Source organism: Bradyrhizobium sp. WSM1743 (genome assembly GCF_000473065.1).
In the GTDB taxonomy this organism is placed as follows: domain Bacteria; phylum Pseudomonadota; class Alphaproteobacteria; order Rhizobiales; family Xanthobacteraceae; genus Bradyrhizobium.
This window is the reverse complement of sequence record NZ_AXAZ01000073.1, coordinates 1-21,361: the sequence shown is the minus strand read 5'-3', so window position 1 is coordinate 21,361 and position 21,361 is coordinate 1. Positions and strand designations below refer to the sequence as shown.

The following is a 21,361-nucleotide window of genomic DNA, read 5'->3' as shown; positions in this document are numbered from 1 at the left end:
CCGCGGCCAGACGCGCAACCAACGGGCAATTGCCGAAACGCCCGATCAGGCTAGAATTTGCCTCTTGCGGCATGACGGCCGGAAGCGTCATTCAAGCGGTCGTCATTCGATTTCGGCTATACGAGTGCCGACCAGGACTAAAGGCCTTATGTGGGGTTAGTACCATGCCGTCCGGCAGCGCAGACATTTCGTCGATCCTCGACCGCATTCTCGACGCGGCCACGGATAACCTCAGGATCGCGAAAATCCTGGTCCAGATGGGCCTCGACCCTGACAACGTCACCTATGACGCGATCTTCAACCGCTTGCTGGAGATCTTTGTCCACAACATCACGCTGGCCAATTTGTTCGCGGCGGTCGGCGCCGGCTTCTTCGTCGCCACGCTCTTGATGCGGACGATGGTGCCCCTACGCGTCGCCAACATGATCGGCTGCGCGTTGTTCGCCGTTTTCGGCGCGCTCTCCGCCAACGTCGCGACGTTCCTGCTCTATCTCTTGCTGCTTCCGATCAACGCCCTGCGCCTGCGCCAGATGCTCAAGCTGGTCAAGAAAGCGCGCCATGCCGCCGAAGGCGACATGTCGATCGAATGGCTCAAGCCATTCATGACCGAGCGCAAATATCGGCGCGGCGACATCCTCTTCAAGCTGCGCGATCCCGCGCAGGAGATGTTCCTCACGGTCACCGGCAAGTTCCTGGTCAAGGAAATCAACGTCGAGATTGGGCCTGGAACGCTGATGGGCGAGCTCGGCTTCCTCACGCCGGACAACCGGCGCACGGGTACGGTCGAATGCATCGAAGACGGTCAGGTGCTGACGATCACTTACGACCGCCTGCTCGAGATCTACTTCCAGGACCCGCAGTTCGGCTATTATTTCCTGGTGCTGACCAGCCAGCGCCTGCTGCAAAACATCGATCGCCTGCAGAAGCAGCTGGCAACGGAGCGCGCGGCCACCACGAACAGGATCGCGTGAGCGCCGCACGGCCCACATGAGGCTGCGTATGACGACGTGATGTGGAGAGGGCGCGCGCCCATATCTTGCTCTCATGCCCCGGACGCAGCGCAGCGCCTTTCGCGGTGCGCTGCAGAGCCGGGGCCCAATCCCTCCAAGAACAATCGTGCGGCATAGATCCCAGCTCAGCAACGCCAAGAGGCGTTGCAGCGCGTCCGGGACACGAGACTTCGGCCCTCCGGGGGGCCCGCCGCAAAATCGCCCTAAAAACCGAATGGTAACCATGCCGGGCTAGGGTTATCGACGTGACCAATTCTCCGACCATCCTGGTATTCGATTCCGGCCTTGGCGGGCTCACGGTACTGCGTGAGGTCGTGGCCGCGCGCCCGGATGCGCATTACGTCTACGTCGCCGACGACGCCTTCTTTCCTTATGGCCACCACAGCGAGGACGAGATCATCGCCCGCGTCGTACCGCTGATGGGGGAGCTGATCGGCACGCATGATCCCGACCTAGTCGTCATCGCCTGCAACACGGCGTCCACCCTGGTCCTGTCTCACTTACGCGCAGCCTATTCTCTGCCCTTCGTCGGCACCGTGCCGGCGATCAAGCCGGCCTGCGCGCAGTCCAAGACCCGCCGCGTCTCGGTGCTCGGCACCAAGGGCACGGTGAAGCGCGAATACACCAAGGCGCTGATCCGCGATTTCGCGCAAGGATGCGAGGTGACGCTGGTCGGCTCGCCCGAGCTCGCCTCGCTCGCCGAGGCCGCGCTTGGCGGCAACCCGATCAGCGATGGCGACATCCTCGCCGAGCTCGCCCCCTGCTTCGTCGGCGATGCCGCGGACGCGAGCGCGCGCACCGATACCGTGGTGCTCGCCTGCACGCATTATCCGCTGCTGCTCGACCGGTTGACGAAGCTCGCACCCTGGCCGGTCGAGTGGATCGATCCGGCGCCGGCGATCGCCCGCCGCGTGTCCGACCTGCTCGGTGCGCCCACTTGCGGCATCGCGCAGTCGGGTGCCGAGATGATTTTTACATCGAACCGCGTGCATGGCCTTGGTGCCACGCTGACACCGTTCTTCGGCGGCCGCGCTCTGGCCTGACTTTCCGCATTGACGGCGCGCTGCTAGGCTTCGCCGTCGTCATCTTCGCGCAGGTCATCCCAAGGTCATTACATGTCGGTCCCCGCAAAGCCGCTCAATCGCCTCCGCCAATTATGGAGCGAGGGCCGCCCCGCCTTCGGCGCAATCGCGACCACCCCGAGCGTGCAGATGGTGCAGATCATGGCGCGCTCGCTCGACTGGATCATCGTCGATCTCGAACATGGTCCGATTGGGTTGACCGAAGCGCATGCGATGATCGCCGCGACCACGGGCACGCCATGCACGCCCTTGGTGCGGATCGCCGCGAACGAGCCGTGGCTCGCGAAAGCTCCGATGGACATCGGCGCCTTCGGAATCAACTTCCCGATGATCACCAACCGCGCGGAAGCCGAGAGGGCGGTGCGCAGCGTGCGCTATCCGCCGCGCGGCGACAGGCTCTGGGGCCCCTTCCACGCGCCGTTCCGCTGGGGCCAGTCGATGCCGGATTACATGGCCAGCGCCGATGACGAGATGATCTGCATGGTCACCATCGAACACGTCGAGGCCGTCAACCGCATCGACGAGATCATGGCGACGCCGGGCATCGACGTCGCGGTGATCGGCCCCGGCGATCTCGCCACCTCCATCAACAAGCGCGGCCAGATGGACGATCCGGAGCTGCTCGAGCTGGTCGCGCGCGCCGAGGCCGGCATCCTCCGAAGCGGCGTGCCGATCGGCGGCGTGGCGCGCACCGCCGACCAGGCCAATGCCCTGATCGACCGCGGCTATCGCGCGATCGCGCTCGGCTTCGACTGGTCGCTGTTCCAGCGCGGGATCATGGCGGCGTTCGAAGGCATCAAGCGCTGAACGGCCGAGCACGGCCTTGCCGGGAACCGGGACGCTGCTAGGGTCAGCGGCTCGGGAGGAAAACCATGCTCAAAAAGACTTTGCTCGCGCTCGCTTTCACTGGCATCGCCGTCGCGGCCTTCGCCCAGCAATCCGGTATCAAGCGCACCCCGCTTCAGAAAATCGACTTTCCGGACGGCTACACGACTGTGACCGCCATCGCCGAAGTGCCGGCCGGTGGCGCCGCCGGCCGGCATACTCATCCAGGGATCGAGACGGGTTACGTGCTGGAGGGTGAGCTCGACCTCCTCGTCGACGGCCAGCCGGACAAGCGCCTGAAAGCCGGCGATTCCTATCAGATCCCGGCAGGCGCCGTGCACGATGCCAAGACCAACGGAGATAAGCCTTTGAAAGTGCTTGGAATTTATGTCGTCGACAAGACCAAGCCGCTGGCCTCGCCGGCGCCCTGATGCGGCGAACCGACTGGCCCTAGGCGGGTTGGTTCGTGCTAGAGCGAGCGAGCGGGCACCCCGCTCGCTGCACATATTTTGATCTTTTGATCCCTGGGAAACGGAGACCAATGCGCGGGACGCCCAAGACCATTTCGCTGCGGCGCCGTCTGATCTGCGACCTCATGCATGCCTCGATGGGCGTGCCCTTCGTTTCACTCTCCCGTTCGCTCGATATCCGCCCTGTGCTGGAGGCCCGCGCCGGCGCAACAGCGCCCGCCGGATGGGCCGCGATATTCGTCAAGGCTTTCGCCCTGGTTGCACGGGACGAGCCGATCCTGCGCACCGTTTACACCAAATGGCCTTGGCCCGCCCTCTACGTGCTGCCGAAGAGCGTGGCGACGGTCGCGATCGCCCGGGTCGAGAATGGCGAGGAATGCGTGCTGCCTCAGCGAATCGCCGCTCCTGAGGCCCTTTCGCTGGCAGCGGTCGATGCGGAAATCCGGCGCGCCAAGACGGCCCCGATCGCGGACGTCCCGATGTTCCGCAAGATCATGCGCGCAACCCGCCTGCCGCTGCCGCTGCGGCGCTTGTCCTGGGCCATCGGCCTGAATTTCGGCCGCCAGCGCGGCAACTGGTTCGGCAGCTTCGCGGTGAGCTCGGTGGCCGCCTATGGTGGCGGCGAGCTCCACCCCATCACGCCGGGCCCCTTTGTCGTCAGCTATGGGCTCATCGAGCCGGATCAGACGATCCATGTCGTGATCCGCTGGGACCACCGGGTCACCGACGCCGCCCCGATCGCCCGGGTCCTGACCCGGCTGGAACAGGTCCTGAACACCGAAATCGCCGCCGAATTGCGGGCGTGCGTCCCCAAACCCGTCCGGGCGGTGCGCACGTAGGATTACCGTCGGTCCGGGGCGGCTCGCAGAGCCGGACCCGGAACGTCGAGATTCCGGGGTTCGCTCTACGAGCGCCCCAGAATGACGGGCTAACGCCCCGGAATGACGGCTAAAGAATTGACAGCCAGCCCCAAACTCCCCTAAAAGCCGCCTGCTCGCGGGCCGATTTCGGCCCGCGAAGCGTTTCGCGACCCGTGGTCAAATCCCTTAAGCTTTGGGGATCGGACCTGTCGGTGCCGGGCCAAGCCCGTCACACAGGAGGGCGCGTTTCCTCAAACCATGCAACCGAAGAGGACGCGATGACTAAGCGCAGTGAGGCGAAGTACAAGATCGATCGCCGTATGGGCCAGAACATCTGGGGCCGCCCGAAGAGCCCCGTGAACCGCCGCGAGTACGGCCCCGGCCAGCACGGCCAGCGCCGCAAGGGCAAGCTCTCCGACTTCGGCGTGCAGCTCCGCGCCAAGCAGAAGCTGAAGGGCTATTACGCCAACATCTCCGAGCGCCAGTTCCACGGCATCTATGTCGAGGCGAGCCGCCTCAAGGGCGACACCGGCGAGAACCTGATCGGCCTGCTCGAGCGCCGCCTCGACGCAGTCGTGTACCGCGCCAAGTTCGTCTCCACGATCTTTGCTGCCCGCCAGTTCATCAACCACGGCCACGTCAAGGTGAACGGCCGCAAGGTCAACATCTCGAGCTACCAGCTCAAGGTCGGCGACGTGGTCGAGGTCAAGGAAGCCTCCAAGCAGCTCGCCCACGTGCTCGAAGCCAGCCAGCTCCCCGAGCGCGAGGTCCCGGACTATCTCGAAGTCGACCACGGCAAGATGACCGCGAAGTACACGCGCATCCCCGGCCTCTCCGACGTGCCGTTCCCGGTGCAGATGGAGCCTCATCTGGTCGTCGAATTCTATTCGCGCTGATATCGCCTCGATCTATTGCTCAAAGGCCCCGGTTTCCGGGGCCTTTTTGTTATGGTAACCTGCTCCCGATGTCCCAAACGACCGACCAGCTTGCCAACATCACCCCATCGGCAACGCCTTCCGAGGCGGAGCTGGAGGCATGGGCCAAGCTGCCCCGCGACGAACAGCTCCGCCGTTGTCAATCGCTGTTCGCTCAGCCAGCTTGCAACAGTTTCACCTCGGACACCCCAGACGACATCCTCGCCGCCGCGCGCCAACGCGTTGCTCAACGCCGCCATGGCTGAGTACCGGTTATCGGAGCGCACCCGAGCCGACCTAATCGACATCTATGATTTCACCGAGAGCCGGTTTCGGCCAATATCAAGCGGAGGCCTACTACGCCGGCCTGATCCGTTCGTTTGGACTTCTCGCCGACTTCCCCCTGATCGGCCAGCAAGTCGATGAACTAGCGGCCGGCTATCGGCGTTTCCGCTTCCAATCCCATCTGATTTTCTACACGGTAAAGCCAGACCACGTCGAAATCCGTGCAATTCTTCACGGCGCGCAGGACATCAGACCGCAATTGTTCGACTAGATGAAATGACGAGACCAGCCATGCTCTATACCCCTCCCCCGATCGATCCCAAGGCGCCGCCGGTGCGCATCAATCTGCTGTCGGACACGCAGACCAAGCCGACGGCTGGGATGCGCGAGGCGATGGCACGGGCGGAGGTCGGCGACGAGCAGGTCGGCGACGACCCGACCGTGAATGCGCTGTGCGAGCGCGTTGCCGATCTGCTCGGCAAGGAAGCGGCCGTCTACATGCCCTCGGGCACGATGTGCAACGTCACCGCGACGCTGGTGCATTGCCGCCCCGGCGACGAGATCCTCGCGCATGAGACCGCGCACGTCATCGCGCGCGAAGGCGGCGCGCATGCTGCGATCGGCGGCTTCCAGGTCACCCAGCTCAAGGGCCCCGATGGCCAGTTCACGCCGGAGACGCTTCGCAAGGCGCTGCACCCGCGCACGCGCTACCAGCCGCCGCAGACCGTCGTCAGCGTCGAGCAGACCGCCAATATCGGCGGCGGCACGATCTGGAAGAAGGCGGTGCTCGACGAGATCGTCGCGATCGCCAAGCAGCACGGTCTCATCACCCACATGGACGGCGCGCGCCTGCTCAACGCCACCGTGGCGAGCGGTATCTCGCCGCGCGACATGACCGCGGGATGGGATTCGGCCTGGATCGACTTCTCGAAGGGGCTCGGTGCGCCGATCGGCGGCGTGCTCGCGGGTTCGCGCGCCTTCATCGATGCGGTCTGGCAGTGGAAGCAACGCCTCGGCGGCTCGATGCGGCAGGCCGGTGTCTGCGCGGCCGCGTGCATCTACGCGCTCGATCATCATGTCGAGCGCTTGGCCGACGACCACGCCAATGCGCGGGCGCTCGCCCGCGGACTGTCGCAGATCGCAGGCATCGAGGTGCAGGAGCCCGAGACCAATCTCGTTTTCTTCAAGCCCGACGGCGCCGGCATTCCCGGCGACAAGATGGTCTCAGCCCTCCGCCAGCGCGGCGTTACGCTTGCGATGATGGACGGCCGCATCCGCGCCTGCACCCACCTCGACGTTAATGCGAGCCAGATCGAGGAGACGATCGGATACGTGCGCGAGATCGCGCGCGGGGCGTGATGCCGTAGATCCTATGGGTGACGGGTGGTCAGGGGTAAGTTGAGTTTGAGACCACCAACTCACCCGGAGGATCAATCATGCACACTGATCGCACTGACGCACCCGTCGGACGGGAGTATGTCACGATTTACGTTGTTTTCGAACTGAGCAAGTCGAAGTGGCAGCTTGGGATCATGCTGCCTGGCGCCGAGAAGATGAGCCGTTACCGGATCGATGGTGGCGACTTGGCGGCGCTGTCGGGACTGCTTTCGCGGGCTCGGGCGAAGGCGGAGCAAGGGGGCAAGCCGGTTCGTGTGCTGTCCTGCTACGAGGCCGGGCTGGATGGACATTGGCTGCATCGCTGGCTGATGGCCGCCGAGATCGTCAACTCCGAGGTCGATGCCTCGAGCATCGAGGTGAACCGGCGGGCGCGGCGCGCCAAGACCGACCGGATCGATCTGGCGCAGCTGATGCGTTCGTTCCTGGCCTATCTGCGTGGCGAGCCGAGGGTCTGCAGCATGGTGCGGGTCCCCACGCCTGAGGAGGAGGATCGCAAGCGGCGCACGCGCGAGCGCGAGCGCTTGCTGACGGAGCGCACCGGACACAGCAACCGGATCAAGGGGCTGCTGCACGGCCAGGGCATCCGCGATGCCACGCTCTTGAAGGGGGACTTCCTGTCGGCGCTCGACGAGATGCGCACCGGCGACGGGCGCGCTCTGCCGCCGCACTTGAAGGACGAACTCCGCCGCGAGCATGAGCGGCTCCTGTTGGTGAACAAGCAGATCAAGGCGCTCGAAGCCGAGAACGCAGCCGCCCATCGCGCGCCGGCAACCGGCTCGGTGGAGGCGAAAGCCGTTCAGCTTGCCCAGCTCAGGGCCATCGGTCCGCAGATCGCTCAAGTGCTGACCAACGAGGTGTTCTATCGTGACCTCAAGAACCGCCGCCAGGTCGGCAGCTGCGTCGGACTGACCGATATGCCCTACGACAGCGGCGCCAGTCGCCGGCAACAGGGCATCAGCAAGGCCGGCAACCACCGCGTACGAACGGCCGCGATCGAGCTTGCCTGGCTATGGCTGAGGCATCAGCCCGACAGCGAGCTGAGCCGCTGGTTCCGCGAGCGGGTTGGCAACCTCAAGGGCCGCATCCGCAAGATCGCCATCGTGGCGCTGGCCCGCAAGCTGATGGTGGCACTGTGGCGCTATCTGGAAACCGGCCTCGTGCCGAGCGGCGCCGTGCTGCGTCCGAGCTTTTAAAGAACGCCGGTGCGCCAATGACGGCCGACGTGACCCAGGACAGACGTGTGACCGAACCCGGGCTTGGGTCTTCGGATTCCGCTTTCGTAGATGGGTCCCGTCTCTGCTGGGCCTTCCCTTCACCCGTGCATGAAAGATCAGGGTCCGGGTCACCACACCCGACCGGATACAAGTTGATGCGGTGGTTGCCGCATATCAACGTCACGGCCCAGTCCAGGACGTCACGTCAAGCCGCTCCCAGCGCGCACCAAACGTCCCGATCCGAAAACCTCGCGCCGTCCTCGCCACCGTCAAGGCCGCTTCGCGCCGCCTCCGGCGGTGGCCTCCGGCCAGCCTTGACCGCGGCTGCGTCCGGCGCAACGGCGCTCCATCGGGACGAAAGCATCATCATGGTCGCATCGCGCCCCACAGAACCTCTGAAGGCAACGCCATGCCCTGATCAATCAATCCCCTTGACAACCAACATCCCATACAAGCCCGGATGGAGCGAAGCGTAATCCGGGATCTATGGGTGGTGAGAAGGACCGCGCTTCGCTCCATCCGGGCTACGAAAGCGGCTGCTCACCGCCCCATCGCCCGATAGATCAACGTCTTCAGCTCGAGTTGAATCCGCCCCCGCTGCGAGGGCGTCTGCACCATGAAGATCCCGAACAGATCGTCTTCGGGATCGATGAAGAAGAACGTGCCGCCGACGCCGTCCCAGCGATATTCGCCGAGAGGCCATGACGTACCCGGCGGCACAGAGGTGCGCACGGCGAAGCCGAGGCCGAAGCCGGAACTGGCACCCGGATAATAATTGTGGTCGCGGGCGATCTTCGTCTCGCGACCGACGTGATCGGACGCCATCAGCGCGATGGTCTCGGGCTTGAGATAGCGCCGCCCCTCGTAGCTGCCGCCATTCAGCAGCATCTGGGCGAAGCGGGCATAGTCGCCGACCGTGCCGACCATGCCAGCCCCGCCGGATTCCCATGTCACGGGCTTCCTGATGTCACGGACTTCAGTCGTCGGGCTGATCTTGCGGTCCTCCGGCATCGGCTCGGCGATACGTGCAAACTTGGCGGGATCGGCGACGTAGAATGCGGTCTCAGTCATGCCGAGCGGGTCCAGCAGCCGCTCTTTCTCGAATTGGAGCAGCGTCTTGCCCGAGATCACCTCGACGACACGGCCGAGCACGTCGGTGGCAAAGCCGTAATCCCACACCGTGCCTGGCTGCTCGGCGAACGGCAGCGTCGTGATCTTCGCGACGAAGTCGGCGTTGCTAAAATCGCCGTTGAAGAGGTTGGCCGCCGCATGGAGCTCGCGCACCAATCCGCCGCCATAAAAGCCGTAAGGCAGCCCCGCAGTGTGGCGCAACAGGTCCTTGATCGTGACTGGACGTTCCTGCGGCTCCAGCGTCAACAAGACCTTGCCATTCCCTGCTTTCCTCTCGATGCCAACCTTCATGCCGGCAAAGGCCGGAATGTATTTGGACACGGGATCGTCGAGCGAAAGCCTGCCCTCTTCGACCAGCATCATCGCCACCAACCGATGTGATCGGCTTCGACATCGAATAGAGACGGAAGATCGTATCCGCGCTCATCGATATCTCGGTGGCGACGTCGCGAACACCGAAATTCTCGTAATAGACCGGCTTGCCGTGCTGCTGGAGCAGCAGGATGGCGCCGGGGATCTTGCCGGCCGCGACCTCGTTGCGGATGTAGTCGGAAACCTTCGCCAACCCTTCCGTGCAGAGTGTGCGGAGAGCGCGTCCCTCGGACCCGGCCTTCGCACCGACGATCCCGACGAGAAGAACGAGCGCCGGGATGAACGCGCGGCGCCCACGCATGTCATTTCTCCATGGCTTCATAAACCAACTGCTTCAATGTTCGCTGCACGCGCTGGCGCTCGGTCGGGGTCTGCTCCAGGAGGACGAAGAACATGTCCTGCTTGGGGTCGACCACGAAATAGCAGCCCGAGGCACCGTCCCACTTCAGCTCGCCGAGATTCCCGGGCGGCGGCGGTTTTGCATTGCCGGGATCGGTCCGGACCGCCAGCCCAAGGCCGAAACCGAAGCCGTCGCCGGGGAAGTAGAAATAATCACGATCGACACCGGAGCCGGGGCCGACCTGATCGGTCACCATCAGCTTGAACGTCTCAGGCTTGAGAATGGTCTTGCCGTCGAGACTGCCGCCATTGAGCAGCATCTGCGCAAAGCGCTGATAGTCCGCCATGGTCGTCACCATGCCGCCGCTGGCGAACTGGATCTTCTTACTCACCGTCGGGTCGTTGACGCGGCCGACGCGGAAATCGGAGTCGTTCGGCAACGGCTGCGCCAGAAGCTTCTGCTTCCCGGGGTCCGTGACGAAAAAGCCGGTATCGACCATGCCGAGCGGATCGAGCAGCTCCTCGCGCATGATGTCGATCAGCGGCTTGCCGGCGGCGACCTCCATCACACGCGCCAGCACGTCGGTGGAGTGGCCATATTGCCACAGCGCGCCCGGCTGGTTGTGCAACGGCAGCTTGGCGATGCGTTCGGCAAACTCGGCAAGATCGAAATCGCCGGCATAGAGGTTGGCCTCGCGATAGGCCTTACGAACCAGGCTGTCGCCGTAGAAGCCGTAGGTGATGCCCGAGGTGTGCGTCATCAGATCGTGCACAGTCATCGCCCGCTTCGGCGGCACCAGCTCCAGCGACTTGGTGCCGTCCTCGGCTTTTTTCTCGACACCGACCTTCACATTGGCGAAGGACGGAATGTATTTCGAAACAGGATCATCCAGCTTGATCTTGCCGTCCTCGATCAATTGCATCGCGACCACCGCGGTGATCGCCTTGGTCATCGAGAACAGACGGAAGATCGTCTTGTCGGTGATCGGGGCCTCACTGACCACGTCCTGCACGCCGAAGACTTCGTGATAGACCGGCTTGCCATGCTGCTGGATCAGCACGTTTGCACCGGCGATCTTGCCGGTCGCGACCTCGTTCTTGAAGAACTCGCTGATCCTCGCGAGCTTGTCCTGATTGAAATGCGCACCGGACGGAATCTCGTAGGAGCCCTCTGCCCGCGCCAGCGACAACGCGGCAAACGACACCAGCGCGCCGCAGGCGAGCGCGCGCAGTCCAAATCGTGAAATCATACCCCCTCCCCGGACCATGGTCCGGCGGAGTGTACCGGTCAGCTCAATCGGCACAAGGGCCGCTGTGTCGCGCAAGCGCCTCGGCATGGAGCTTGGCGCTCGATTCGGAGAAGCAGCAGAACACCACGCGAGCAAGGGACGGCGCAGCAGCGAGCCCATCGACCGTCGTGCGCACGGCGATATCGGCCGCCCGGTCGGCAGGGAAGCGATAAATGCCGGTCGAGATCGCGGGGAATGCCACCGAGGTCAGCTTGTGCCTGCCGCACAGCTCCATCGATCGGCGATAACAGGAGGCGAGCAGATCGTCCTCGCCGAGCGTGCCGCCTTTCCAGACCGGTCCGACGGTGTGGATCACATGCACGGCCTTGAGCCGATAGCCCCTGGTGATCTTCGCGTCACCCGTCTTGCAGCCGTGGAGCATGCGGCATTCGGCGACGAGCTCGGGTCCGGCCGCCCGATGGATCGCACCGTCCACGCCGCCCCCGCCAAGGAGCGATGTATTGGCGGCGTTGACGATGGCGTCAACGCCGAGTGTCGTGATGTCGGCGACGATGACCTCAAGCTCCGCGCCGCCAATCCGGCGCGTCAGCAGGGTCACGTGTCAGGCCGCGACGACGACGCCCTTTTCGGAGAAGAGCTGCTGTAATTCGCCAGCCTGGAACATCTCGCGGACGATGTCGCAGCCGCCGATGAATTCGCCCTTCACATAGAGCTGCGGGATGGTCGGCCAGTTCGAATATTCCTTGATGCCATTGCGCAGCTCGGCAGATTCGAGGACGTTGAGGCCCTTATAGCCGACACCGATATGGTCCAGGATCTGGACGACCTGGCCGGAGAAACCGCACTGCGGAAATTGCGGCGTACCCTTCATAAACAGAACCACGTCGTTCGACTTCACTTCGTTGTCGATGAATTCCGCGATGCTCATATCCATGTCCTTCCAGGGCCGAGCCCTCACCAATTGCTTCGGGCCGGCTCAGCCGATTTAACCCGATACTTGCCAATATATGTAGCCCAAACCGTTGTGCATCCAAAGTAAAATGGCGGCGACGGGCCCTGGCGGCCGTGCCGAGCCCAACAGGTCCATAGGCTGATGACATCAATATCATCGCCGGAGAGGACTTTCATACCGTAACGGAGCCCCTATCTAGGACGAACCCTGTTCATGGAACCGGGTCGCGCGAACAACGTTCTCTTGTCCTGTCTGGAGAAAAACGTGACGAAACAAGCCTCAGCCACGGCCGCCTCCCAGCTTTCGTCACCGTCCTCCCAGCCGGACGACCTCGCCCAGCGGCTGGAAGAGGCATTTCTCGCCGTCCGCAACGAGACCGAGCGCCGGGCCGCCCCGCTGTCCGCCGAGGACCAGCAGATCCAGTCCATGCCAGATGCCAGCCCGGCGAAATGGCACCGCGCCCATACCACCTGGTTCTGGGAGCAATTCCTGCTCGGCGAGCACGCCGCGGGCTACCGGCCCTTCCATCCCGATTTCGCTTTCCTGTTCAATTCCTATTACGTCAGCGCCGGCCCGCGTCATGCCCGCAATCATCGCGGCGACATCACCCGTCCCAGCGCCGACGAGGTCGGCGCCTATCGCAGATACGTCGATGCGGCGGTCGTCAAATTCTTCCGCGAAGCCGGCGCGGACAAGCTCCAGGCCTTGGCGCCTCTGGTCGAGGTCGGGCTCAACCACGAGCAGCAGCATCAGGAATTGATGTTCACCGACATCCTGCATGCCTTTGCGCAGAACCCGGTCTATCCCGCCTACGCCCCGGACTGGCGCTTCCCGGCCATAACGCGCAGCGGCGATGACTGGCTGGCACTCAACGAAGGCATCCACACCATCGGCCATGTCGACGGCGGCTTCCATTTCGACAATGAGAAGCCGGCGCACCGCGCCCTCGTCGGTCCGGTCAGGATCGCCCGCAATCTGGTCACCAATGCCGAGTGGCTCGCCTTCATGCAGGATGGCGGCTACCGGACCGCAACCCTCTGGCTGATGGACGGCTTTGCCGCGGCCAGTAAGGAGGACTGGCAGGCCCCGGGCTACTGGCGCGAGGTCGATGGCGCATGGCAGGTGATGACGCTGGCCGGCCTCAAGCCGGTCGATCCGAACGCGGCTGTCTGCCACATCAGCTACTATGAGGCCGACGCGTTCGCGCGCTGGTCCGGAAAACACCTGCCGACCGAGATGGAATGGGAGGTCGCGGCCCGCACCAAGCAGCTCAACGACGCCTTCGGCATCGTCTGGCAATGGACGCGCAGCTCCTACTCACCCTACCCCGGTTACCGCGCCGTCGAAGGCGCGCTCGGCGAGTACAACGGCAAGTTCATGGTCAACCAGCTGGTGCTGCGCGGCTCCTCGCTTGCAACTCCGCAAGGCGACAGCCGTATCACCTACCGCAACTTCTTCTATCCGCACCACCGCTGGCAGTTCACCGGACTGCGGCTCGCCGACTACAACTAGAAAATCCGACGACAAATGCGCGCCGGACAGCGCGTTCAGGAGAGTATCATGAATGTGCACGCCAGCGCTTTGGCCGAGGCCCATCTTCCCGACGAGCAGACCACCGCCTTTGCCCGCGAGGCCATCGAGGACCTCTCGCAGCAGCCGAAAAAGCTGTCGCCGAAATATTTCTACGACGCGACGGGATCGGAATTGTTCGAGGCGATCACGCGCCTGCCGGAATACTATCCGACCCGCACCGAGCTTGCGATTCTGAGGGAGCGTGGGGGCGAGATCGCAAAGATCATTCCAGAGCACGCGGCACTGGTCGAGTTCGGCGCTGGCGCGACCACGAAGGTCCGCCTGCTGCTGGGCCACTGCAAGTTCGCCGCCTACGTGCCCGTCGACATCTCGGGTGACTTCCTGAAAGCGCAGGCGAATGGGCTGAAGCGGGATTTTCCCTCACTCGGCATCCACCCGGTGGCCGCTGACTTCACCACGCCATTCGAGCTGCCGAGGGCTGTCGCCTCGATGCCCAAGGTCGGTTTCTTCCCTGGGTCGACCATCGGCAATTTCGAGCCGCAGGAAGCCCAGGCCTTCCTGAAGAGCGCCCGCGCAATTCTCGGCCGGGGCGCGCAGATGATCATCGGCGCCGATCTGGAAAAGGACGAGCGCGTGCTGTTTGATGCCTATAACGACGCTGCCGGCGTCACCGCCCGCTTCAACCTCAATGTACTGGTGCGCATCAACCGCGAGCTCGGCGGCAATTTCGACCTTTCCGCCTTCACCCATCGCGCGATCTACAACCGCGAGCGGCACCGCATCGAGATGCACCTGATCAGCAAGAAGAGCCAGATCGTCCGCCTGCTCGGCACCAGCTTCTCGTTCCGCCCGGGCGAGAGCATCCACACCGAGAACAGCTACAAATACAGCCTCGAGCGTTTCGCCGCGCTGGCGCAGGGCGCCGGCTGGCGGGTGCGCGAAAGCTGGACGGACGCGGCCAAGATGTTCTCGGTGCATGCACTAGAGGTGGCGGAATAAATGCTCCGGGAGCTCAGTGCTCCCCCGCCGCTTCCGGCTCAGATCCCAGCGACACCGACTCCCACACCGCCACCACGATCATGATCACGGTCGTCGCGGCCGACAGCCAGAGCGGCGACAGATCGGCTGCGAACCAGCTCAGCACCAGCAGCAGTATGATGCCTATGCCGTGCGAGAGCTGGAGGAAGCCGCGGATCGCGTGCTTGAACAGGATGGTGCCGACCAGGAACACCAGAGGACCGCCGATCGTGCTCACGATCGTGCGGATGTCGGAATGGCCGGTCGGGTGCTTCAGCACGAGTTCGTCCGAGACCGCGGTCAGGATGATGCCGGCGACGATCGGCATGTGCAGATAGGTGTAGGCGAGCCGCGCCAGGCGGCCGGATTCGGCGGATTTCGAGATGCGCTCGGAGCCGGCCTCGGCGCCCTTGTGAAAATAGATCCACCACATCGCGATGGCGCCGACCAGCGCCGAGACGAAGGCGAGGATATTGCTCGCGGTCCACTCCAGTTCAGTGAAGGTCGCACCGTTAACGACAATGGCTTCACCGAGCGCGATGATGACGAACAGAGAGCAGCGCTCGGCCATGTGCGCGCCTTCGACAGCCCAGGCCTCGACCGACGAGAAGCCTAGCTTCGGCACCCAAAACCGTGCCGCCGGCGAGATGTATTCCAAGGTCACCGCCGCGATCCACAGCCATAGCCGCGTCTCGCCCTCGGACAAGCCGCCTGCGATCCACAACACGGCAGAGATCGAGAGCCAGGTCAGGATGCGGATGGCGTTGTGCCGCACCGCGGTCCGGCGATGCGGGGTCGCAAACATCCAGAACGCCGTACGTCCGACCTGCATGGCGGCATAGGCAATTGCAAACCACAGGCCACGCCCCTCGAAGGCGGTCGGGATGGTGGTCGACAGCACGAGGCCGCCCAGCATCATCGCAAAGAGCAGGATGCGAACCGGCGTCAGCTCGGGATTGAGCCAGTTGGTGACCCAGGCGGTGAACACCCACACCCACCACACTGCCAGAAACAGCACGGCAACATGCAGCGCGCCGAGCGGCGTGAAATGGTGCAGCAGCGTGTGCGAGATCTGCGTGACGGCGAAGACAAAGACGAGGTCGAAGAACAGCTCGACATTGGTGACGCGGCTGTGCTGGTTCGGCGTGATGACGCGAAACATCGCGCCGCGCGGGTTGTCCGCAGCCATCATCGTCCCCGTGGCGCGATCAGGTCAGGTGCAGCTTCGTCAAGTGCCTGGCACGCCGGTTTGCAGCGCCAGCGCGTGCAGGACGCCGCCCATCTGGCCGCGCAGGGACTGGTAGACGATCTGGTGCTGCTGGACGCGGGACTTGCCGCGGAAGGATTCCGAGATCACGGTCGCGGCATAGTGATCGCCGTCTCCGGCGAGGTCACGGATGGTCACCTCGGCATCGGGGATCGCTGCCTTGATCATCGCCTCGATATCGTGGGCGTCCATGGGCATTCGGGTCTTGCTCCTTCTGGTCTAAGCGTTCGAATCGCGGCCGGTGGTCCCCTCGCCGGCAGGCTCAAACTTAGCGTGAACGGCCTTCTAGGTCACGTCTTCCGGCACTATATCCGTGATCCTATCAGGAGAAAGGCACGACAAAGTGCCGCGCGCGGCAGATTGATCGAAAAGGCGTGAAATCATGAAGCTTCCAGGGCCGGACCACCCCATCACCATCACCCCCAATCCCCGGCGCGTCCGCGTCACGGCGGGCGACATCGTGATCGCCGAGACCAGCAAGGCGCTGACCCTAAAGGAGGCCAAATATCCGGCGGTGCAATATGTGCCACGAGAGGATACCAACATGGCCCTGCTGGAGCGCACCGACCGTGTCACCCACTGCCCGTACAAGGGGGACGCGAACTATTACAGCGTCAAGGCCAACGGCAAGACGCTGGATAACGCTATCTGGACCTACGAGACGCCCTTCCCCGCCATGACCGAGATTTCCGGCCATCTCGCCTTCTATCCGGACAAGGTGAAGATCGAGGAGGTGGGGTAACTTGAGAGGTCATTCCGGGCGGTCCGCAGGACCGAAACCGGAATCTCGAGATTCTCAGGTGCGCAATTGCGCACCATAGTTCGATGCTTCGCATCGCCCCGGAATGATTCATGGAGCTACGCCCTGAAGATCGTGAGCCCCAATATCAGCAGCACTAGGAAGATCACGACGAAGACATAGAACAGGAAGCGGGCGATGTCGGCGGAGGCGGCCGAAATGCCGGTGAAGCCGAGCACGCCGGCCACAATCGAGACAAGTAGGAAGATCAGCGCCCATTTCAGGATTGTCATCACCAGCTCCGAACCGCCGCGGCTTCTCGCGGCCCTCACGCCCTTTTTGGCGAACGCTAACTTCGCTGCGCGGAACTGGTTCCTAAGGGTCGGGGGCCCTTGCTGAATCCGGTTCCCGGCGGCACAGTCCGGCTGGGAGACAGACGCAGACGCAACCGGGGCGACAATGAACACGATCTCACATCCGGCGACGATCGGCGCGGAAGCGCATGCTGTGCCGAAGACCAAGGCGCGCAACCTGTCGCTCGATCGCGCCCGCACCTTCCTGACGCTGGTGGTGCTGCTGCACCATGCCGTCATCCCCTATACCTACTTCGGTCATACCGATCCGAAATTCTTCTTCGGCTTCGACATGATCGTGCTGGCCACCGACAGCTTCTTCATGGCAATGTTCTTCTTCCTGTCGGGCTTGTTTGCGTGGTCGGGCATCGCCCGCAAGGGCGCGCTGAACTATCTGGCTGATCGCCTGCTTCGGCTTGGCCTGCCATTCGTAATCTGCGCATTCACGGTCATTCCGCTCGCCTATTACGCCATCTCGCTCCGACATCATCCCGAAATCGGCTTTTCGGAATATTGGTGGAAAATGGTCACGGAAGGCCCATGGCCGAGCGGACCGATCTGGTTCCTTTGGGTCCTGCTCGGCTTCGACTTGGTGGCCTGCACACTCCATCGACTGTCACCCAATCTGCTCGACCCGATTAACCGCCTCTCGCTGCATGGTCGCCGTCGGCCCGCCGCGTTCTTCGCGGTCATGCTTGCCGTCACCGCAGCGTTCTATGTTCCCGGGCGGATGCTCTACGGACCGAGCAGCTGGTTCGAATTCGGGCCGTTCTCAGTGCAGCACGGCCGCGTGATGCTCTATGCGACCTACTTCTTTTTCGGTGCCGGCATCGGCGTCGCGAACATGGATCGCGGCCTGCTCGCGGCGGACGGCCGGATGGCGAGGGTCAGCTGGGACTGGACGGTCTTGGCGATCGTTCCATACTGCCTGCTCTGGGTGCTGATCTTCATCAAGCGCGAAGTACTGGGCAATCCGTCGCCGCTGCCGAACTGGTATGAGGGGCTTTATGCCATCTGCTTCGCTGTCTTCAGCGTGGCCATCATGTTTCTGATCCTGGCCTTTTTCCAGAGGTTCAGACAATCAGGTTCGGCCAAGCTGCTCGATCCGATGCAGGCGGACGCCTACGGCATGTTTTTGGTGCACTACCCGATTGCGCTTTGGCTGCAATACTGGCTTTTCGACTATGACCTGCCAGCGATCGTCAAGGCGACGATCGGCTTCGTGCTGACGGTCGCGTTCAGTTGGGCGCTGACGCGCGCTCTGCGCCAGATCCCTGGGGCAGCCAAGGTGCTGTGACACTGACGGTCTCCGTCATTGCGAGACCGTCACGACGCCTTACGCTGCCTTCCCGCCCATATACTCCGGCAGCCAACGCTCGAACGAGGCCCGCAGCGTGTCGATCGCAACCGGCGCCTCGCCCGCGATCGCGATCGCATCGCCGCCGGTGGTGCCGATCCGCACGCAGGGCACCTCGCAGCCGCGCATCTTGGCGAGCACGCGGCCGGCTTCCGTTTCCGGCACGGTCACGAGATAGCGCGCCTGGTCCTCGCCGAACCAATAGGCCTGCGGCACCAGCGCGCTCGGCGCCGCCAGCAGCTTGGCGCCGATGCCGCCCGCCATCGCCATCTCGGCGAGCGCGATCAGGAGACCGCCGTCGGAAAGGTCGTGCACGGCGGTCGCGGTGCCCGCATGGATCATGCCGCGCACGCAATCGCCGTTGCGCTTCTCGGCGGCGAGATCGACCGGCGGCGGCGCCCCCTCCTCGCGGCCGCAAATGTCGCGCAAATAGACGGACTGGCCGAGCCAGCCATGGGTCTCGCCGACCAGCAGGATCGCCTCGCCCTCGGCCTTGAAGGCGAGCGAAGCGGATTTGGTGAAATCGTCGAGCAGGCCGACGCCGCCGATCGAGGGCGTCGGTAGAATCGCGCGGCCGTTGGTCTCGTTGTAGAGCGAGACATTGCCCGACACGACCGGGAAGTCGAGCGTGCGGCAGGCTTCCGAGATGCCCTTCAGGCAGCCGACGAACTGGCCCATGATCTCGGGCCTTTCAGGATTGCCGAAATTGAGATTGTCGGTGATCGCAAGCGGCTTGCCGCCGACCGCGGTGATGTTGCGCCAGGCTTCGGCGACGGCCTGCTTGCCGCCCTCGAACGGATCGGCCTCGCAATAGCGCGGCGTGACGTCGACGGTCAGCGCGAGGCCCTTCGGCCCGTCCTGCACCCGCACCACGGCGGCGTCGCCGCCGGGACGCTGCATGGTGTTGCCGAGGATGACGTGGTCGTACTGCTCCCAGACCCAGCGCTTGGAGCACATGTCGGGCGTGCCGACCAGCTTCTCCAGCGCGGCGCCGAGTGCCATCGGTGCCGGCACGTCGCGGGCATGCACGATCGGCAGCGCGGCGGAGGGGACATGCGGGCGGTCATAGACCGGCGCCTCGTCGCCAAGCTCCTTGATCGGCAGGTCGGCCATGACGTCGCCGCCATGTTTGACGACGAAGCGCTTGCTCGGCGTGGTGTAGCCGACCACGGCGAAGTCGAGGCCCCACTTCGTGAAGATCGCCTCGGCTTCCTTTTCCTTCTCGGGCTTGAGCACCATGAGCATGCGCTCCTGGCTCTCCGAGAGCATCATCTCATAGGCGCTCATGCCGGTCTCGCGGGTCGGCACCGCATCGAGATCGAGATCGACGCCGAGGTCGCCCTTGGCGCCCATCTCGACCGCCGAGCAGGTGAGGCCCGCCGCGCCCATGTCCTGGATCGCGATGACGCAGCCCTTTTCCATGATCTCGAGACAGGCCTCGAGCAGCAGCTTCTCGGCAAAGGGATCGCCGACCTGCACGGTCGGGCGCTTCTCCTCGGACTTGTCGTCGAACTCGGCCGAGGCCATCGATGCGCCATGGATGCCGTCGCGGCCCGTCTTGGAGCCCAAATAGACGATCGGCATGTTCACACCGGAGGCGGCCGCATAGAAGATCTTGTCGGAGTCGGCGAGACCCACCGCCATGGCGTTGACGAGGATGTTGCCGTCATAACGGGTGTGGAAGCGCACCTGGCCACCCACCGTCGGCACGCCGAAGGAATTGCCGTAGCCGCCAACGCCCGCGACCACGCCGGAGACGAGATGCCGCGTCTTCGGGTGCTCGGGCGCGCCGAAGCTGAGCGCGTTGAGGCAGGCGATGGGACGCGCGCCCATGGTGAAGACGTCACGCAGGATGCCGCCGACGCCGGTGGTCGCGCCCTGATAGGGCTCGATATAGCTTGGGTGGTTGTGGCTCTCCATCTTGAAGACCACGGCCTGGCCATCGCCGATGTCGATCACACCGGCGTTCTCGCCGGGGCCCTGGATCACCCAGGGCGCCTTGGTCGGCAGGCCGCGCAAATGGATGCGCGAGGACTTGTACGAGCAGTGCTCGTTCCACATCGCCGAGAAGATGCCGAGCTCGGTGAAGGTCGGCTCCCGCCCGATCAGCTTCAGGATGCGCTCATACTCGTCGGGCTTGAGCCCGTGGGCGGCAACCAGTTCGGGGGTGATCTTGGGTTCATTCTTCATGGATTCGGGGCTTTCGGCGGCGGTTGGCCGTTCTTAGGAACATCGGGGGCTTACGAAAAGCCCTTTATGGCGCATTTTCCCGCTGTCCCACGTTTTGCGCCGGGGCCCCGCGGGAACAGGAATTGCACGGCGCGAACGGATCGGATTTAAGGGCTAAGGACCCGCAATTGAAGGCCTATTTCCTTGCACGAATTGACCAAAACGCCCCCGCCCCGCCGCCCCGACCTTCATGTCGCGACAGAGGGGGAATTCAAGGGCTGGCGGACCTGGATTCGCGACAGTTTTGAGTCCCATGTCGGCCCCTTCTGGCACCGGATCGAGGCGGATGGCAGCGTCCGCAGCGCCTTCCGGGTCGAGAAAAAGCACCTCAACGGCTCCGGCAACGTCCATGGCGGCTGTTACATGGCCTTCGCCGATTACTCCCTGTTTGCGATCGCCACCCATGTCCTGGACAGCCGGGCGGTGACGACCAATTTTGCGTGCGAGTTCCTCGACGCGGCACGGGAGGGCGAGCTGATCGAATGCACCGGCGAGGTCAGCCGCGCCGGCGGTTCGCTGATCTTCCTGCGCGGCCAGATGATGTCTGGCGACCGGCTGCTGCTCACCTTTTCCGGCACGATCAAGCGGATGAAGCGGAAACCGCCACCTCAGCCAAACGCATAGCGGGCGTTGCGGCGATAACGATGCCGGCGGAGAAGTTCAAGCTGCGCTAGAGCGTTTCACATTTTGACGGAAGCATAACCGGCGTTGGCGAAGTAGTTGGCGCATTCGCGAGGCTGGATGTCCTGGATGAGGTGACCGAT

The 21,361-nt window shown here is 63.9% G+C and carries 22 protein-coding genes and 1 pseudogene; 15 read left to right on the top strand and 8 right to left on the bottom strand.

Annotated features, from left to right (window positions below; genetic code table 11):
* Positions 1-164 precede the first annotated feature (164 nt).
* From YU9_RS0131410 to YU9_RS43010, 10 genes are all read left to right on the top strand, one after another.
* A complete protein-coding gene (locus YU9_RS0131410; RefSeq protein ID WP_027576349.1) occupies positions 165-971 on the top strand; it encodes a Crp/Fnr family transcriptional regulator in 807 nt (268 codons plus the stop codon).
* Positions 972-1,255: 284 nt separating this feature from the next.
* Positions 1,256-2,053: a glutamate racemase gene (murI, locus tag YU9_RS0131405; protein ID WP_027576348.1), complete on the top strand. Its 798-nt coding sequence runs from the start codon at positions 1,256-1,258 to the stop codon at positions 2,051-2,053.
* Positions 2,054-2,125: 72 nt separating this feature from the next.
* Positions 2,126-2,899, top strand: coding sequence for an HpcH/HpaI aldolase/citrate lyase family protein (locus YU9_RS0131400; RefSeq protein ID WP_027576347.1), 774 nt, complete (start codon positions 2,126-2,128; stop codon positions 2,897-2,899).
* 65 nt (positions 2,900-2,964) lie between these two features.
* Positions 2,965-3,348: a cupin domain-containing protein gene (locus YU9_RS0131395; RefSeq protein WP_027576346.1), complete on the top strand. Its 384-nt coding sequence runs from the start codon at positions 2,965-2,967 to the stop codon at positions 3,346-3,348.
* A gap of 110 nt (positions 3,349-3,458) precedes the next feature.
* On the top strand, positions 3,459-4,226 hold the full coding sequence (locus tag YU9_RS0131385) for an acyltransferase (RefSeq protein WP_027576345.1): 768 nt from the start codon (positions 3,459-3,461) through the stop codon (positions 4,224-4,226).
* Between the two features lie 299 nt (positions 4,227-4,525).
* On the top strand, positions 4,526-5,143 hold the full coding sequence (rpsD, locus tag YU9_RS0131380; protein WP_027576344.1) for a 30S ribosomal protein S4: 618 nt from the start codon (positions 4,526-4,528) through the stop codon (positions 5,141-5,143).
* 68 nt (positions 5,144-5,211) lie between these two features.
* The gene (locus YU9_RS0131375; protein WP_051380578.1) at positions 5,212-5,427 is read left to right on the top strand and encodes a hypothetical protein; all 216 of its coding nucleotides are present in this window, start codon (positions 5,212-5,214) and stop codon (positions 5,425-5,427) included.
* A 44-nt stretch (positions 5,428-5,471) separates the two neighbouring features.
* Positions 5,472-5,717 carry a type II toxin-antitoxin system RelE/ParE family toxin gene (locus YU9_RS43015; RefSeq protein WP_245266596.1) on the top strand — a complete coding sequence of 82 codons (246 nt, stop codon included), beginning with the start codon at positions 5,472-5,474 and terminating at the stop codon, positions 5,715-5,717.
* Between the two features lie 20 nt (positions 5,718-5,737).
* On the top strand, positions 5,738-6,805 hold the full coding sequence (locus YU9_RS0131365; RefSeq protein ID WP_027576342.1) for a low specificity L-threonine aldolase: 1,068 nt from the start codon (positions 5,738-5,740) through the stop codon (positions 6,803-6,805).
* 77 nt (positions 6,806-6,882) lie between these two features.
* The gene (locus tag YU9_RS43010) at positions 6,883-8,037 is read left to right on the top strand and encodes an IS110 family transposase (protein WP_051380577.1); all 1,155 of its coding nucleotides are present in this window, start codon (positions 6,883-6,885) and stop codon (positions 8,035-8,037) included.
* A gap of 561 nt (positions 8,038-8,598) precedes the next feature.
* Here YU9_RS43010 and YU9_RS43005 read toward each other — a convergent pair.
* The 4 genes and pseudogenes from YU9_RS43005 to grxD all read right to left on the bottom strand — a co-directional run bounded on the left by YU9_RS43005 (position 8,599) and on the right by grxD (position 12,078).
* A pseudogene (locus YU9_RS43005) lies at positions 8,599-9,862 on the bottom strand (serine hydrolase domain-containing protein).
* A gap of 1 nt (position 9,863) precedes the next feature.
* Entirely contained in the window at positions 9,864-11,150 is a 1,287-nt protein-coding gene (locus tag YU9_RS0131350) for a serine hydrolase (RefSeq protein WP_027576341.1), read from the bottom strand.
* A gap of 43 nt (positions 11,151-11,193) precedes the next feature.
* A complete protein-coding gene (locus YU9_RS0131345; RefSeq protein WP_027576340.1) occupies positions 11,194-11,748 on the bottom strand; it encodes an O-acetyl-ADP-ribose deacetylase in 555 nt (184 codons plus the stop codon).
* A 3-nt stretch (positions 11,749-11,751) separates the two neighbouring features.
* Complete coding sequence (grxD, locus tag YU9_RS0131340; protein ID WP_018647423.1) at positions 11,752-12,078, bottom strand: Grx4 family monothiol glutaredoxin; 327 nt, start codon at positions 12,076-12,078, stop codon at positions 11,752-11,754.
* A gap of 237 nt (positions 12,079-12,315) precedes the next feature.
* Here grxD and egtB point away from each other — a divergent pair, with 237 nt between their 5' ends.
* The gene (gene egtB / locus YU9_RS0131335) at positions 12,316-13,614 is read left to right on the top strand and encodes an ergothioneine biosynthesis protein EgtB (RefSeq protein WP_027576339.1); all 1,299 of its coding nucleotides are present in this window, start codon (positions 12,316-12,318) and stop codon (positions 13,612-13,614) included.
* Positions 13,615-13,662: 48 nt separating this feature from the next.
* Positions 13,663-14,634 carry an L-histidine N(alpha)-methyltransferase gene (gene egtD / locus YU9_RS0131330; protein ID WP_027576338.1) on the top strand — a complete coding sequence of 324 codons (972 nt, stop codon included), beginning with the start codon at positions 13,663-13,665 and terminating at the stop codon, positions 14,632-14,634.
* A gap of 13 nt (positions 14,635-14,647) precedes the next feature.
* On the opposite strand, the gene YU9_RS0131325 is transcribed toward egtD, so the two are convergent.
* Together YU9_RS0131325 and YU9_RS0131320 are read right to left on the bottom strand one after the other, a co-directional pair.
* Positions 14,648-15,841, bottom strand: coding sequence for a low temperature requirement protein A (locus YU9_RS0131325; protein WP_027576337.1), 1,194 nt, complete (start codon positions 15,839-15,841; stop codon positions 14,648-14,650).
* 39 nt (positions 15,842-15,880) lie between these two features.
* A complete protein-coding gene (locus YU9_RS0131320; protein WP_011088461.1) occupies positions 15,881-16,117 on the bottom strand; it encodes a BolA family protein in 237 nt (78 codons plus the stop codon).
* A gap of 184 nt (positions 16,118-16,301) precedes the next feature.
* On the opposite strand from YU9_RS0131320, the gene YU9_RS0131315 reads away from it, so the two are divergent.
* Positions 16,302-16,661 (top strand): DUF427 domain-containing protein, encoded by a 360-nt coding sequence (locus YU9_RS0131315; protein WP_027576336.1) that lies wholly within the window; start codon positions 16,302-16,304, stop codon positions 16,659-16,661.
* A gap of 116 nt (positions 16,662-16,777) precedes the next feature.
* Here YU9_RS0131315 and YU9_RS0131310 read toward each other — a convergent pair whose 3' ends face one another.
* Positions 16,778-16,951 carry a DUF1328 domain-containing protein gene (locus YU9_RS0131310; RefSeq protein WP_007612121.1) on the bottom strand — a complete coding sequence of 58 codons (174 nt, stop codon included), beginning with the start codon at positions 16,949-16,951 and terminating at the stop codon, positions 16,778-16,780.
* A gap of 166 nt (positions 16,952-17,117) precedes the next feature.
* Here YU9_RS0131310 and YU9_RS0131305 point away from each other — a divergent pair, with 166 nt between their 5' ends.
* On the top strand, positions 17,118-18,308 hold the full coding sequence (locus tag YU9_RS0131305) for an acyltransferase (protein ID WP_027576335.1): 1,191 nt from the start codon (positions 17,118-17,120) through the stop codon (positions 18,306-18,308).
* A gap of 39 nt (positions 18,309-18,347) precedes the next feature.
* Here the strand turns inward: YU9_RS0131305 and purL are convergent, their stop codons facing one another.
* Positions 18,348-20,558 carry a phosphoribosylformylglycinamidine synthase subunit PurL gene (purL, locus tag YU9_RS0131300; RefSeq protein WP_027576334.1) on the bottom strand — a complete coding sequence of 737 codons (2,211 nt, stop codon included), beginning with the start codon at positions 20,556-20,558 and terminating at the stop codon, positions 18,348-18,350.
* Positions 20,559-20,741: 183 nt separating this feature from the next.
* Between purL and YU9_RS0131295 the strand changes: the two genes are divergently transcribed.
* Entirely contained in the window at positions 20,742-21,221 is a 480-nt protein-coding gene (locus YU9_RS0131295; protein ID WP_027576333.1) for a PaaI family thioesterase, read from the top strand.
* The last annotated feature ends 140 nt before the right edge of the window (positions 21,222-21,361 follow it).

Bases quoted from the DNA above. Each gene is read 5' to 3' on its own strand.
- YU9_RS43015 (WP_245266596.1), top strand. From the start codon at position 5,472: ATGATTTCACCGAGAGCCGGTTTCGGCCAATATCAAGCGGAGGCCTAC.
- purL (WP_027576334.1), bottom strand. From the start codon at position 20,558: ATGAAGAATGAACCCAAGATCACCCCCGAACTGGTTGCCGCCCACGGG.
- YU9_RS0131325 (WP_027576337.1), bottom strand. From the start codon at position 15,841: ATGGCTGCGGACAACCCGCGCGGCGCGATGTTTCGCGTCATCACGCCG.
- egtB (WP_027576339.1), top strand. From the start codon at position 12,316: ATGGAACCGGGTCGCGCGAACAACGTTCTCTTGTCCTGTCTGGAGAAA.
- YU9_RS0131375 (WP_051380578.1), top strand. From the start codon at position 5,212: ATGTCCCAAACGACCGACCAGCTTGCCAACATCACCCCATCGGCAACG.
- rpsD (WP_027576344.1), top strand. From the start codon at position 4,526: ATGACTAAGCGCAGTGAGGCGAAGTACAAGATCGATCGCCGTATGGGC.
- YU9_RS0131310 (WP_007612121.1), bottom strand. From the start codon at position 16,951: ATGACAATCCTGAAATGGGCGCTGATCTTCCTACTTGTCTCGATTGTG.
- YU9_RS0131350 (WP_027576341.1), bottom strand. From the start codon at position 11,150: ATGATTTCACGATTTGGACTGCGCGCGCTCGCCTGCGGCGCGCTGGTG.
- YU9_RS0131410 (WP_027576349.1), top strand. From the start codon at position 165: ATGCCGTCCGGCAGCGCAGACATTTCGTCGATCCTCGACCGCATTCTC.
- YU9_RS0131315 (WP_027576336.1), top strand. From the start codon at position 16,302: ATGAAGCTTCCAGGGCCGGACCACCCCATCACCATCACCCCCAATCCC.
- grxD (WP_018647423.1), bottom strand. From the start codon at position 12,078: ATGAGCATCGCGGAATTCATCGACAACGAAGTGAAGTCGAACGACGTG.
- YU9_RS0131365 (WP_027576342.1), top strand. From the start codon at position 5,738: ATGCTCTATACCCCTCCCCCGATCGATCCCAAGGCGCCGCCGGTGCGC.
- YU9_RS0131385 (WP_027576345.1), top strand. From the start codon at position 3,459: ATGCGCGGGACGCCCAAGACCATTTCGCTGCGGCGCCGTCTGATCTGC.
- YU9_RS0131400 (WP_027576347.1), top strand. From the start codon at position 2,126: ATGTCGGTCCCCGCAAAGCCGCTCAATCGCCTCCGCCAATTATGGAGC.
- YU9_RS0131305 (WP_027576335.1), top strand. From the start codon at position 17,118: ATGAACACGATCTCACATCCGGCGACGATCGGCGCGGAAGCGCATGCT.
- YU9_RS0131320 (WP_011088461.1), bottom strand. From the start codon at position 16,117: ATGCCCATGGACGCCCACGATATCGAGGCGATGATCAAGGCAGCGATC.
- YU9_RS43010 (WP_051380577.1), top strand. From the start codon at position 6,883: ATGCACACTGATCGCACTGACGCACCCGTCGGACGGGAGTATGTCACG.
- egtD (WP_027576338.1), top strand. From the start codon at position 13,663: ATGAATGTGCACGCCAGCGCTTTGGCCGAGGCCCATCTTCCCGACGAG.
- YU9_RS0131395 (WP_027576346.1), top strand. From the start codon at position 2,965: ATGCTCAAAAAGACTTTGCTCGCGCTCGCTTTCACTGGCATCGCCGTC.